14 protein-coding genes are annotated in these 12495 nt (G+C 67.8%); 5 read left to right on the top strand and 9 right to left on the bottom strand.

What is annotated here, in order from left to right; translation table 11 throughout:
* Positions 1–216: 216 nt before the first annotated feature.
* The 4 genes from ABIE21_RS07385 to ABIE21_RS07370 all read right to left on the bottom strand — a co-directional run bounded on the left by ABIE21_RS07385 (position 217) and on the right by ABIE21_RS07370 (position 3897).
* A complete protein-coding gene (locus ABIE21_RS07385; RefSeq protein ID WP_354024127.1) occupies positions 217–888 on the bottom strand; it encodes a response regulator transcription factor in 672 nt (223 codons plus the stop codon).
* Positions 885–1967 carry a sensor histidine kinase gene (locus ABIE21_RS07380; protein ID WP_354024126.1) on the bottom strand — a complete coding sequence of 361 codons (1083 nt, stop codon included), beginning with the start codon at positions 1965–1967 and terminating at the stop codon, positions 885–887. The genes ABIE21_RS07385 and ABIE21_RS07380 overlap by 4 nt, the downstream gene beginning before the upstream one ends.
* A 161-nt stretch (positions 1968–2128) precedes the next feature.
* Positions 2129–2971: an ABC transporter permease subunit gene (locus tag ABIE21_RS07375; RefSeq protein ID WP_354024125.1), complete on the bottom strand. Its 843-nt coding sequence runs from the start codon at positions 2969–2971 to the stop codon at positions 2129–2131.
* The gene (locus ABIE21_RS07370; RefSeq protein ID WP_354024124.1) at positions 2968–3897 is read right to left on the bottom strand and encodes an ABC transporter ATP-binding protein; all 930 of its coding nucleotides are present in this window, start codon (positions 3895–3897) and stop codon (positions 2968–2970) included. Before ABIE21_RS07370 ends, ABIE21_RS07375 begins: the two co-directional genes overlap by 4 nt.
* A 131-nt stretch (positions 3898–4028) precedes the next feature.
* Between ABIE21_RS07370 and gdhA the strand changes: the two genes are divergently transcribed.
* From gdhA to ABIE21_RS07355, 3 genes are all read left to right on the top strand, one after another.
* On the top strand, positions 4029–5378 hold the full coding sequence (gene gdhA, locus ABIE21_RS07365) for an NADP-specific glutamate dehydrogenase (protein ID WP_354024123.1): 1350 nt from the start codon (positions 4029–4031) through the stop codon (positions 5376–5378).
* 96 nt (positions 5379–5474) lie between these two features.
* Complete coding sequence (locus ABIE21_RS07360; RefSeq protein WP_436232323.1) at positions 5475–5819, top strand: ArsR/SmtB family transcription factor; 345 nt, start codon at positions 5475–5477, stop codon at positions 5817–5819.
* Positions 5816–6289 (top strand): SRPBCC domain-containing protein, encoded by a 474-nt coding sequence (locus ABIE21_RS07355; RefSeq protein WP_354024121.1) that lies wholly within the window; start codon positions 5816–5818, stop codon positions 6287–6289. The genes ABIE21_RS07360 and ABIE21_RS07355 overlap by 4 nt, the downstream gene beginning before the upstream one ends.
* Before the next feature lie 21 nt (positions 6290–6310).
* Here the strand turns inward: ABIE21_RS07355 and ABIE21_RS07350 are convergent, their stop codons facing one another.
* Both ABIE21_RS07350 and ABIE21_RS07345 read right to left on the bottom strand, forming a co-directional pair.
* Positions 6311–6952, bottom strand: coding sequence for a winged helix-turn-helix transcriptional regulator (locus ABIE21_RS07350; protein WP_354024120.1), 642 nt, complete (start codon positions 6950–6952; stop codon positions 6311–6313).
* A gap of 4 nt (positions 6953–6956) precedes the next feature.
* Positions 6957–7391 carry a VOC family protein gene (locus tag ABIE21_RS07345; RefSeq protein ID WP_354024119.1) on the bottom strand — a complete coding sequence of 145 codons (435 nt, stop codon included), beginning with the start codon at positions 7389–7391 and terminating at the stop codon, positions 6957–6959.
* A gap of 146 nt (positions 7392–7537) precedes the next feature.
* On the opposite strand from ABIE21_RS07345, the gene ABIE21_RS07340 reads away from it, so the two are divergent.
* Positions 7538–8182, top strand: coding sequence for a hypothetical protein (locus ABIE21_RS07340; protein WP_354024118.1), 645 nt, complete (start codon positions 7538–7540; stop codon positions 8180–8182).
* Between the two features lie 47 nt (positions 8183–8229).
* On the opposite strand, the gene ABIE21_RS07335 is transcribed toward ABIE21_RS07340, so the two are convergent.
* Entirely contained in the window at positions 8230–8985 is a 756-nt protein-coding gene (locus ABIE21_RS07335; RefSeq protein ID WP_354024117.1) for an alpha/beta fold hydrolase, read from the bottom strand.
* A 448-nt stretch (positions 8986–9433) separates the two neighbouring features.
* On the opposite strand from ABIE21_RS07335, the gene ABIE21_RS07330 reads away from it, so the two are divergent.
* Positions 9434–10342: a patatin-like phospholipase family protein gene (locus ABIE21_RS07330; RefSeq protein ID WP_354024116.1), complete on the top strand. Its 909-nt coding sequence runs from the start codon at positions 9434–9436 to the stop codon at positions 10340–10342.
* Here the strand turns inward: ABIE21_RS07330 and nagB are convergent.
* Entirely contained in the window at positions 10339–11109 is a 771-nt protein-coding gene (gene nagB / locus ABIE21_RS07325; protein ID WP_354024115.1) for a glucosamine-6-phosphate deaminase, read from the bottom strand. The two genes, ABIE21_RS07330 and nagB, sit on opposite strands and share 4 nt — an antisense overlap.
* Before the next feature lie 2 nt (positions 11110–11111).
* Positions 11112–12494, bottom strand: coding sequence for an FAD-binding oxidoreductase (locus tag ABIE21_RS07320; protein ID WP_436232311.1), 1383 nt, complete (start codon positions 12492–12494; stop codon positions 11112–11114).
* Position 12495: the final 1 nt, after the last annotated feature.

Raw genomic sequence — 12495 nt, 5'->3', positions numbered from 1 at the left:
CTCGGCCGCCAGAAGTCGCTGGCGTTGTGACTCGAACGCCGCGGAATCTCCAGCAGACATATAAATCCTGTCGTCGCGACGCCCACCGGCCGAGCATCAGTCTGAGCATGCACTAAATGAGTGGCGCTCGACAGTGGCCAGTTGTGGGGGTGCTGCGGTTCTTGCTCCGACAATCAGCTCGTCAATGCGGCACCGCAGCCGCAGAGTACCCCGTCGCTATCCGACAACACCGAGCTCGTACGCGCGAATCACCGCCTCCACGCGGTTGCGCAGGTCGAGTTTGAACAGCACCCGTCCGACGTGCGACTTCACCGTCGACTCGCTCACGAAGAGCCTCGTGGCGATCTCGCCGTTCGTCTCGCCACGGCCGATGAGCACGAAGATCTCGCGCTCTCGCGCCGTGAGCTCCGACAGCGCCTCGTCCGCGTCGGTGGCTGGGCCCTGCCTCAGCCCGAGGTGCGGCGCCGCGACCTCGATGAGCTTCGCGGTGATCCGGGGCGAGACGACCGCGTCACCGGAGTGCACGGCGCGGATGGCCGCGACGAGGTCGTCGGGCCGGGTGTCCTTCAGAAGAAAACCGGCCGCACCGGCACCGAGCGCTCCGAAGGCGTACTCGTCGACGTCGTAGGTCGTGAGAACCAGCACACGCGTGTCTGGGTGGGCGCTCACGATGCGTTTCGTGGCCTCGATCCCGCTCATCCCCGGCATGCGCACGTCCATCAGCACGACATCCGGGTGGAGCCGTTCGGCGGCGCCGATGGCTTGCGCTCCGTCGCCCGCCTCTCCGACGACGATCATGCCGGGCGTCGAGTCGAGCATCAGCCGGAAGCCGTAGCGCACGAGCTCCTGATCGTCGACGAGCAGCACTCTGATGTCTTCCACGGTCATCGCTCCTCCCATTGCAGTCGCGCCAGGACGCGCCATCCGCCCTCTTCATGAGGCCCCGCCTCGATCACGCCGTCGTACATCGCCACCCGTTCGCGCATCCCGACGATTCCCCGACCGGCGTTCGATGACTCGGCAACCGCCGCCGCGGTGTCGTGCACGACGATGGTGACTTCCTCCGGCATCCACGTCACCGTGACCGTCGCGGACCGCACCCGCCGACCGTGGCGCAGAACGTTCGTGAGCGACTCCTGCACGATGCGGTAGACGGTTAGGCCGATCGCCGGATCGGTCGACGGTGAACCGGTGACGACCAGGCGAGCTGGAAGGCCGGCCGCCACGAACTCGGTCACCAGCGACGCCAGCTGCGACGCGTCGGGCTGCGGCGCGTGCTCGGCCGCCTCGGTGCCGCGATCGTCGCGCACAGACCCGAGCAGGCGACGCACCTCTCCGAGGGTCCTCCGGCCGGTATCGGCGACGCGGCCGATCGCCTCCTTCGCGACGTCCGGTCGTTCGTCGGCCGCGGCGTGCGCTCCGTCGGAGATCGCGATCATGACGGAGAGGCTGTGCGCGATCACGTCGTGCATCTCTCGGGCGATGCGCTCCCGCTCGAGGGCTCGCGCCGTCTCGGCCTGCTGGTCGCGTTCGCGCGCGAGTCGTTCGGCGCGGTCGACCAGCTCGCCGATGTGCCGGCGCCGGTGCCCGACATTGATGCCGAGCAGGGTCGCTATCAGCAGTGCGACGGCGATCACCACATAAAAGTTCGCCCAGTCGGCCACCGTGTCGCGGGCGAGCAGTGGCGGCTGCAGGCCGAGAATCGGGGGTCCGACGGTTCCCCGGAGGGTGAGGGCGAACGCTCCGAGCGCGCCGGCGACCATTGCCACACCGAAACTGACCCAGGCCGCCGCTCCTCCCCGCCAGACCCCGGCGAGGTACACGGCCACGACGGCGAGCAGCACCTCGGCGCCGGACCCGGCCGCGAGCGACAGCACCGACAGCACCATCACGCCGGCGAAGGCCAGACGCGGATACCGCCGGCCCACGGCGAGAACCACCAGGCCGCAGAGTACGAGCACGATCATCGCCCAGAGGGGAGTCGCGTGCGGCGGCTCGACCGAGAGCAGAGCCAGGCCGACGGCGAGCGCGCCGTACGCGGCAACATTCAGCGCGTCCCAGAGCGGGAAGGCACGGCGATCGCGCGGCGCCTCGATCGAGGCACCGCGCGACCCGATTCGCGGGGAGATCAGGCGTCCTTCTTGCGCAGCCGCACGGCGCCGATCACGAGGAAGGCGAGAGCCCAGACGGCCGCGATCAGCAATCCGGCCGCCGGGCTGACGTACCCGTCTGCGAGATCGACGAACGCCGTGCCGTCCGCGGTATTGGTCAAGGCGTCGCCCGCCTTCGACATGGAGAGGAGGTGGATGCTTCGCACCACATCTGACGCCGGGATCACCGAGAGGATGATCGGCAGCAGCAGGATCACCGAGATGACGGTCGCGACGCCGGCCGCGACCGCGCGCAGCAGGGTGCCGATACCGAGGCCGAGCACCGCGGCGAAGCCGACGTAGACGGCGCCACCGACGAGAGCGAGCACCACCCCGGGCTCGGTCAGCCCGATCTCGAGCCCGTAGGCGGCGAGCATCGGGTAGGTCACCGCCCACGACCCGAACAGCGCCACCGACGCGGCCGCCGCCACCGAGAGGAACAGCACGATCGCCTTGGCGAAGAGCACGGCCAGTCGGGACGGCACCGCGATGAGCGTCGTCTGGATGGTTCCGCTCGAGTACTCCGCGCTGATCACGAGCACCCCGAGCACTCCGGCGATGAGCTGCCCGAACAAGACGGTGCCGATGGTGACCTGGTCGAGCATGAACCCGACCGAGGCTGCGCTGGGCAGGCCGGCGTCTTTGATCGTCAGCCCGAGAATAACGCTCGTGCCCATGCCCAGGGCGACGATCGCGAGCAGGAGCCCCACGGTCGAGCGGAGGCTTGTGATCTTGATGAACTCCGACCGCATGACCCGGCCGAAGCTCAGCCGGTCGTGGTCGGGGGCGACATCCGTGTGCCGCGTCTCGAGTGTGCTCATCTGACTGCCCCTTCCTGCACGATATTCGACGATCGGTATTCGACCTCGCCCGCCGTCAGGGCGATGTACGCCTCTTCGAGCGAACCCGAGACGGATGCGACCTCGTGCAGCACGATGCCTGCCGCAGAGGCTGCGACAGCGACCTGCTCGGCGGTCAGTCCCGTGATTTCGATCGCACCATCCGCTAGCAGGGAGACGACGACGCCCGGCGCGGCGATCGTCGCCATCAGTCGTTCCGTCTCTCGCGTACGCACCCTGGTCGTGGAACGTGTAGCACCCGAGATGACATCTCCGATGGCGTCATCCGCCAGAATCCTACCGCGGCCTATGACGATGAGGCGGTCAGCGGTCTGAGCCATCTCGCTCATCAGATGCGATGAGAGCAGCACCGTGCGGCCCTCGGCGGCCAGGCTGCGCATGAGCGTTCGCACCCACCGCACGCCCTCCGGATCGAGACCGTTCACCGGTTCGTCGAGGATGATCGTGGCCGGGTCGCCCAGCAGCGCGGTCGCGATTCCGAGCCGCTGGCCCATGCCGAGCGAGAATCCGCCCACACGCTTTCCTGCGACCGAATCAAGGCCGGCAAGGCCGATGACCTCGCGCACCCGCTTGGCCCCGATTCCGTGTGTTGCCGCGATGGAGAGCAGGTGCTTGTAGGCCGACCGGCCTGCGTGCGCCGCCTTCGCGTCGAGCAGCACTCCGACCTCTCGAAGCGGTGCGCGGTGCTCGCGGTACGGGCGGCCGTTCACCTCGACCCGTCCCGCGGTCGGGCGGTCGAGACCGACGATCATCCTCATCGTGGTGGACTTGCCCGCCCCGTTCGGGCCCAGGAAACCCGTGACCTGGCCGGGCCTCACCGAGAAGTCGATCGAATCGACGGCGACCTTGGTGCCGTAACGCTTCACGAGCGCCTCTGCTGTAATCACGTGCTTTCCCTTCGCATACTGACGAGGCTAAAGAGGCGCAGCGGCCTGCACATCGGACGACAGTGCAGCGTCTGCGCGACGTCTTGTACCTGGGTACTGGGTAGGGTGAAGGTTTCGCTCAGGAGGTCTCAATGCCAGTTCTCGACCAAAGACTCGTGCCCGTTTTCGAGGAGGTCCTCAGCCGCAACCCGGGCGAGGCGGAGTTCCACCAGGCCGTGCGCGAAGTACTCGAGAGCCTCGGGCCGGTGGTGGCGAAGCATCCGCAGTATGCCGATTCTGCGGTCATCCGGCGACTCTGCGAACCCGAGCGACAGATCATCTTCCGGGTCCCGTGGGTCACCGACGGCGGCGAGATCGAGGTCAACCGCGGGTTCCGCGTGGAGTTCAGCTCGACGCTCGGGCCCTACAAGGGCGGGCTGCGGTTCCACCCCAGCGTCTATCTCGGAATCGTGAAGTTCCTGGGGTTCGAGCAGATCTTCAAGAACGCACTCACCGGGCTTCCCATCGGGGGCGGAAAGGGCGGCTCCGACTTCGACCCGAAGGGGAGGACCGACGCCGAGGTCATGCGCTTCTGCCAGTCGTTCATGACCGAGCTCTACCGGCACCTCGGCGAGTACACCGACGTGCCGGCCGGGGATATCGGAGTCGGCGGGCGCGAGCTCGGCTACATGTTCGGGCAGTACAAGCGGATCACCAACCGATACGAGTCCGGCACGTTGACCGGCAAGGGACTCAGTTGGGGCGGTTCGCAGGTGCGAACCGAGGCGACGGGATACGGAACCGTGTTCTTCGTCGACGAGATGCTGCGCGCGGCAGGGAGCAGCATCGAGGGCAAGAAGGTGGTGGTCTCCGGATCGGGCAACGTGGCGATCTACGCCATCGACAAGGTTCACCAGCTGGGCGGCGTAGTCATCGCCTGCTCGGATTCGAGCGGGTACGTCGTCGACGAGGCGGGCATCGACGTCGAACTCCTCAAGGAGATCAAGAACGTCAGGCGCGGCCGCATCTCCGAATACGTGGAGTTGCGCGGCGGAAACGCGACGTTCGTCGCCGACGGTTCCATCTGGGACGTGCCCTGCGAGATCGCTCTGCCCTGCGCGACGCAGAACGAACTGACCGCCACGGGCGCCGCCGAGCTGATCCGCAATGGCTGCCGCATCGTGGCGGAGGGCGCGAACATGCCGACGACGCCGGCCGCGATCAAGCTGTTCGGTGAAGCGCAGATCCAGTTCGCGCCGGCGAAAGCGGTGAACGCCGGAGGGGTCGCCACGAGCGCTCTGGAGATGCAGCAGAACGCGTCGCGTGACTCGTGGTCGTTCGAGTACACCGAGGATCGCCTCTCGAACATCATGCGAGGCATCCACGACCGATGCCTCGAGACCGCCGACGAATACGGCTCGCCCGGAAACTATGTCGCGGGCGCGAACATCGCGGGGTTCACCCGTGTCGCCGACGCGATGCTGGCGTTGGGCGTGATCTGAGGGTCGGCACGGCGGGTTGGTTCGCGAGACCGCTTGACCGCATGCACTGAAAGCGGTACGTTAATCAACACATCGGTTGATAAACATAGGAGTTGCATAGTGGACAGCGCTCGACTCGACGACGCGTTCCTGGCGCTCGCCGATCCCGTGCGTCGAGCGATCGTCGCGAGCCTCAGCACCGGATCCGCGACCGTCAACGAACTCGCCGAGCCGTTCGCTATCTCGAAGCAGGCGGTGTCGAGGCACATCGCCGTGCTCGAAAGGGCGGGGCTGGTGACGCGCTCGCGCGATGCGCAGCGTCGCCCGGTGCATCTCGATGCCGCCGCGCTGGAGCAGCTCACCGAGTGGATCGACCGCTATCGCCTGCAAGCGGAGGCTGCCTACCGACGGCTGGACGCCGTTCTCGCAGCTTCCCCACCGAAGAAGGAGAAGGAATCATGAGCAACGCCCTCACCGTCGAAACGCTGCCGGGTCAGCCACTCATCGACACCGTGCGAGAATTCGACGCACCGGCAGCGGCCGTCTATGCTGCGCACGCCGACCCCGACGTGTACAGCCGTTGGATCGGCCCCAGCAAGTACGAGACGAAAGTCACCGAGTGGGACCATCGGTCCGGCGGCGTCTACCGCTTCGTTCAAAAGGACGACGACGCCGAGTACGCCTTTCGCGGCGCTATTCACACCGCGCGGCCGGGCGAGATGATCATCCAGACCTTCGAATGGGACGGCGCGCCCGACCAGGTGAGCCTCGACATCATGCGGTTCGAAGACCTCCCCGGCGGGCGCTCGCGCATCATCGGCCGCAGCGTGTTCCCGTCGCTCGAGAACATGCAGGACATGATCGATCAGGGCATGAGCGCCGGCATGGAGGAGGGCTACAGCAGGCTCGATGTCCTGCTGGTTTCGGCCTGAGGGGGAGTGCGTGGACTCGGTTCACGCCGCAATGTGGAACGTGCTCGCAAACCTCGTCAGCAGCTCGCCCCGCCCGCGCAGCACCTCGACCACCCCGGTCGAGATCGCGCGCTCGGGGGCGAGCTGGCCGGAGATGAGCCGGCGGATGTCCGGACCCGCGGCGAAGGCGAGGTCGGCCTCGCCGTCGCCGCGGCTCACGTCCAGTTCCCCGCCCTCGACCCGGATAAGCAGCTCGGCTACCCCGAACCGGGCCGCATAGGCGGTCGCGGGTAGCCCTGCCGCCACGAGCGGACGGAAGGCGGTGCGCAGATCCATCGTCATCGAGTCGGGGGTAATGATCTGCTCCTCCCTCGGTTCATCCAGAGCCTTGAATCCCCAGGCGCCAAGGGCGAGCACGACCGGCTCGAGTTCGCGACCGTAGGGGGTCAGCTCGTAGACGATCACGCGTGAGCGCGGCGCCCGGCGGATGATGCCGGCCGCCTGCAATTCTTTGAGCCTCGCCGCCAGGATGTTGCTCGGGATGCGGGGGAGACCCGCACCGAGCTCTCCGTAGCGGCGAGGCCCGACGAGCAGGTCGCGCACGATGAGCAAAGCCCAGCGTTCCCCCACGAGCTCCATGGCGCGGGTGATGCCGGAGTACTGCCCGTAGTCGCGCGCGGCCACCGGCTCAGGCCTGCTGCTTGGCGAAGGCCTCGGGGCCCTGTTCGGCGGCGACGGGGTCCATGTAGCCGAACTCGAGCAGGTTGCCGTCGGGGTCGGTCAGCTGGCGCTGGTACATGAAGCCGTAGTCGCTGGCGGGGCGCGGTTCCGAGCCTCCGGTGTCCAGGCCGCGGGAGACGGCTTCGTCGACCTTCTCCCTGGTGTCGACGAAGATCGCGGTGGACACGGTGGGTGCCTTGGTCGGGTCGCCGATCGGCAGGTCGGTGAAGGTCTGGAAGAAGTCGCGCGTCAGGATCATGAACGCGCTGTGGTCTTCTTCGACGACCACGCACGCGGCGTTGTGGTCGGTGAACAGCGGATTGATGGTGAAGCCGATCGCCGTGTAGAACGCCTTCGCGCGCTCCAGGTCGGTCACCGGCAGATTGACGAACATTGCGGTCATCGCTTACTCCTTGTCTCGGTTCCGTTTGCGGACGAGAACACACTTGCAAAAAACAAGTAACGCGTCAAGCCCCGGACCGGCCGAATATCGACTCGTCATCCCGACAGGATGAGGTCATCGAGCCAGCCGCGATTTAGCGTCGACCCATGCCGGTCTCGCGCACCATCCGCCTTCGTCGGGAGTCCTGGGGATTCGCCGTCGGCTCACTTCTGTTCGTGGCCGGCGCGGTGTTGTCGGCCAGCGATCTTATCGACGTGGTCGTCACCGATCTCATCTTCTTCACGGGGGCGCTTTTCTTCACCGCAGCCGCATTCATCCAACTGGCCATGAGCAGACGCCCGCGTCGCGACGTGACGCGAGCCGATGCACTCGACTGGTGGGCGGCCGTGGTGCAGTTCGGCGGCACTCTGTTCTTCAATCTGAGCACCACGCAGGCTCTACTCAACGCATTGCACCCCACCTCCCACCTTCGTACCGGCTGGCGACCGGATGTTTTTGGCTCGGCCTGTTTTCTTGTGGCGGGCGTTCTGGCAATTTTTGCGACGACGATGCGCGACACGCTGTGGGATCCGAACGCCCGCATCTGGCGGTGCACGTGGCTCAACATGGTTGGTTCGATCTTCTTCGCCATCTCCGCGATTGGAGCGTATGTCGCTCCGTCAACCGGCGAAGTCGTCAGCGAGCTGTGGGCGAATCTCGGCACCCTGTTGGGGGCGGCATGCTTCCTTGTCGCGGCTCTGCTCAGCCGTGACGCTGACGCTCCACCACCCTCGGCCACGCGGCACCGCTAGCATCGTCCGCTTGAGCGGGAGTTCGCCGGTCAGCTCTTCGGCGGCCGTCAAGCAGCAGAGCTGGGCGGATGCAGCGTGCCGCGATGGATCTCGTAGGAGTGAGCGTCACCCGGCGACTGCGGATCGTCGACGATCGGCTTGTCGGCCATGAACAAGCGGATCACGTTCGCGAGCTCGCCCGGGTTGCTGAAGTTGATGGCGTGCGCCGCCCCTTCGATCACCACCACGAGCACATGGTTGTCGGTCTTCTGGGCGATCTCGCGCACGCGCTCCGGCCCCGGCATGAGCGGATCCCTGCTCCCCAAGACGACGAGCGTCGGGATGCGCAGCGCCAACAGCCGGTCGAGCGACGGATAACGGGTCAAGGCCCGAAACATCCGCACCGTGCTGGGCACACCGAAACGCAGGTAGTCGGGGGTCGCGACGCTGACCAACGCAGGGGGTTCTCGCAGACCGTCGCGGGCGAGCTGCTGCATCGCCCGCTGCAGCGGCTGGTTGTGTCGACCGCCGGCAGGAGACACGAGGATGGCCCGGTCGATGCGCTCCGGATAGTGGTACGCGAACTCGCAGATGACCGGGCAGCCCATCGAGTTGCCGACGAGGGTGGCGGTCTCGACGCCGCGATCGTCGAGAAAACGGGCGGCTGCGTGGGCGAGGCCGGGAACGTCGAGAGGTTTCGGGGGTCTGGCACTCCGACCGAAGCCGGGCAGATCGGGAACGAGGGTGTGAAACTCGTCGCGGAGCAGTTCGGCCGTCGGCAGCAGATAGCGTCCCGACAGCCCGAAGCCATGCACGTGCATCATCGTGGGAGTGTCGACCGGGGTGGCCGATTCGCGATAGAACACGTCGACACCGTCGACGGTCGTCCACCGCTCCGCGAGAGCGGACGCCGGTCGCTTCGGCAACTTGCGGGCTGCAGACCCGCTCCTGGGCACGGCGATCACCTATCCCAAGGGGCCGCGGTCACATCTGTTCATCGTCCAGCTCTCTCACGCTGCACACCACAATGCAACGACGCTACCTCGCGGGCGTCGCCCGAGAGCTCACTCGATTCGGGTGACGAGACGACCCGCGCCGCTACTTTTCGTGCCGGGCCCCCGGCCGATAGAGTGTGCGACGAACGTGACACGATCCGAGGGGGTGAGCCCGATGCACACACTGTCCACTCTGGGCGCTCCTTCGAGTTCACGATCGCGCGACTGACGTAGCCGTCGCGGGGAGCGCTGCACGCACTCTCGGAAAGCTACGACTATGAATCCCTCACCTCAACACTCTTCCCGCACGGCGCTTGTCCTCGGCGGCGGCGGATCGACCGGCAACGCATGGTTGATCGGCGTCATCGCCGGCCTGTTCGACGCAGGCGTAGACGTGACCGACGCAGACCTGATCGTCGGCACGTCGGCGGGCTCGACCGCTGCGGCACAGATCACCGGGGCTACTCCGCCTCAGCTTCTGGCCCAGGCGCTCGAGGCAATTCCGCCGCGACGCAGCGGACCGATCGGACCCGACGGCGGGCGCCCCGCCGCGGGCGCGGTCGCCGACCACATGGAAAGACTCACCCGCATCATCGCCGCGTCGGCTGACCCCGCCGACCTGCGTCGCAGAATGGGCGCGGCTGCACTGGAGACGGATGCCGCGGCAGACGGATCTGGGCGGTGGCGCTCCATCGTCGCAGCCCGGCTGCCCCGCCAGGAGTGGCCCGCACAGCGGGTGCTCATCACCGCGGTCGACGCGCGAACCGGCGAGCCGGTCGTGTTCGACCGCCACGGCGGGATCGAGCTGGTCGACGCGGTGGCCGCCAGCTGTTCCAGCGGCTTCGCCTACAGCGTCGGAGAAGGCCGGTACATCGACGGGGGCTACCGGTCCAACGCGGAGAACGCCGATCTGGCAGCCGGCTACGCGAGAGTGCTGGTGCTGTCGCCCTTCGGCGGACGCTCGCTCACGCCGCCGGAGTGGGGCACGCATCTCTCCACCCACCTCGACGACCTGCGCGCGAATGGAAGCACCGTCGAGACGGTCTTCCCCGACAGCGACGCGGAGTATCTCTTCGGCCCCGACGCTATGGATCTGTCGCTGCGCGCGCCCGCCGCTCGGAGCGGGTACGACCAGGGGCGGGCGATCGCCGGGCGGATCGCCGAGTTCTGGGGGCGAGACGGCTAGGCCGGCTTGTTGGCGTACGCGTACCGGTAGTACTCGCCGAGCTGGAGCTCGCTCGCCGCGGCCTCGTCGACGATCACGGTCGCGTGGGGGTGCAGCTGAAGCAACGATCCCGGCCACATGCTCGACAGCGGTCCCTCGACGGCGTGGGCGATGGCGCTGGCTTTCGACGCGCCCTGCGCTACCAGCACGAGCTGCCTGGCCTCGAGGATGGTGCCGAGCCCCTGGGTGATGCAGTGGGCCGGGACATCCGCGGGGCTCGAGAAGAAGCGTGCGTTGTCGCGACGCGTCTGCGGAGCGAGCGTCTTGATCCGGGTGCGCGAGGCGAGCGACGAGGTGGGCTCGTTGAAGCCGATGTGGCCGTTGGTTCCGATTCCGAGAATCTGCAGGTCGACGCCGCCCGCCTCGGCGATCGCCCGTTCGTAGCGGTCGGTGGAGGCGTCGGTGTCGGGATCGAGGCCGTCGGGCACACGCACGAGGTCCGCATCGAAGCCGAGCGGGGCGACGACATCGCGTGCGATCACGGAGTGGTAGCTCTCGGCGTGCTCGCGCGGCAGCCCCACGTATTCGTCGAGCGCGAACGCGCGCGCCCGGGCGAACGAGAGGTCTCCGGCGGCGACGCGGCGGGCGAGCTCCCGGTAGATGCCCTGCGGCGAACTGCCCGTCGCGACGCCGAGCACCGCGGTCGGGGTGCGCCTGACGAGCCCGGCGACGAGGTCGGCGGCCTCGCGGGCGACCTCGCGCTCGGTATCGAGAATGATGACCTCCATGGTCAGAACACCTTTCCGGGGTTGAGCAGCCCGAGGGGGTCGAACAGCGACTTCACCTGCTGCTGCAGGTCGAACTGGTCGTCGCCGAGCTCGCCGCGAAGCCAGCGCCTCTTGAGGATCCCGATGCCGTGTTCGCCGGTGAGGGTGCCGCCGAGCGCGATGGCCGCCTGGAACAGAGCGTCTGCGGCCTCCCAGATGAGCGGAGGGACCACCGCGCCGGCGAAGACGAAGTTCGGGTGCAGGTTGCCGTCGCCCGCGTGGGCGGCGGTGGGAATCGTGATGCCGAAGCGTGCCTCGATCGAGGCGATCGCGTCGAACATGGCCGGCAGGGCGCTGCGCGGCACCGAGACGTCTTCGATGAGCACCGTTCCCGTGGTCTCGAGGGCGGGATGCATCGCCCGGCGGATCGCGAGCAGCGCCTCGCCCTCGGCGTGGTCGCCCGTGATGCTCGGGATGCCGCCGGCCGCGGCGAGGATCGCCGCGATCTGCCGGGCCTCCTCCTCCGCAGAGCCGCCGTCGGTCTGGGCCACCAGGTATGCGCCGCCGCGGTCCGCGAGGTCGAGACCCAGATACGGGCCGACGGCTGCCAGGCACGCGGCATCCATCAGCTCCATCACCGAGGCGCGGATTCCGCTCGCGGTAACAGAAGCGGATGCCGCGGCCGCGGTGCGCACGTCGGTGAAGTAGGCGGCGATGGTGAACACCGTGCCCGGGGTGATGCGGCGAACGCGAACCGTCGCTCCGACGATGACTCCGAGCACGCCCTCCGACCCGACCATGAGGGAGGTGAAGTCGAGCCCGGTGACACCCTTGGTGCTGCGGTGCCCCATCTCGACCAGGCGGCCGTCGGCGAGCACAACCGACAGGCCGAGCACGGCGTCGCGGGTCACCCCGTATTTGTTGCAGAGCAGGCCGCCAGCGTTGGTGGCGATGTTGCCGCCCACCGTGGAGATCTCCCTGCTGGCCGGGTCGGGTGCGAACCACAGGCCGTGCGGTGCGAGCTCGCGGTTGAACCGGGCGTTGATGATTCCCGGCTCCACCACAGCCAGCTCGTCTGCGGCGTTGATCTCGAGAATGCGGTTCATCGCCAGAGTGGAGAGCACGATCTCGCCGGCCGACGCGAGAGCGCCCCCGGCCAGGCCCGTGCCGGCCCCGCGGGTGACGACTGGCACACGATGCGCGGTGGCGAGGCGCATGACCGCCTGCACCTCGGTGACCGAGCGGGGAAGGACGACGGCGAGAGGCGTGGTGGGGGAGACATGGCCCGACTTGTCGGCGCGCATCGCGTCGAGCGTCGCCGGGTCGGTGAGCAGGTTCGAGCCGAGCAGCTGCCCGAGTTCGTCGAGCACGAGGGTGTGGTCGAGCCGAGGGGTGGTGGTGGTCACG

It is taken from the genome of Conyzicola nivalis, assembly GCF_040548875.1.
GTDB lineage: Bacteria > Actinomycetota > Actinomycetes > Actinomycetales > Microbacteriaceae > Conyzicola > Conyzicola nivalis_A.
The sequence above is the reverse complement of the archived record's forward strand: the minus strand, read 5'-3'. Positions and strand labels throughout refer to the sequence as shown.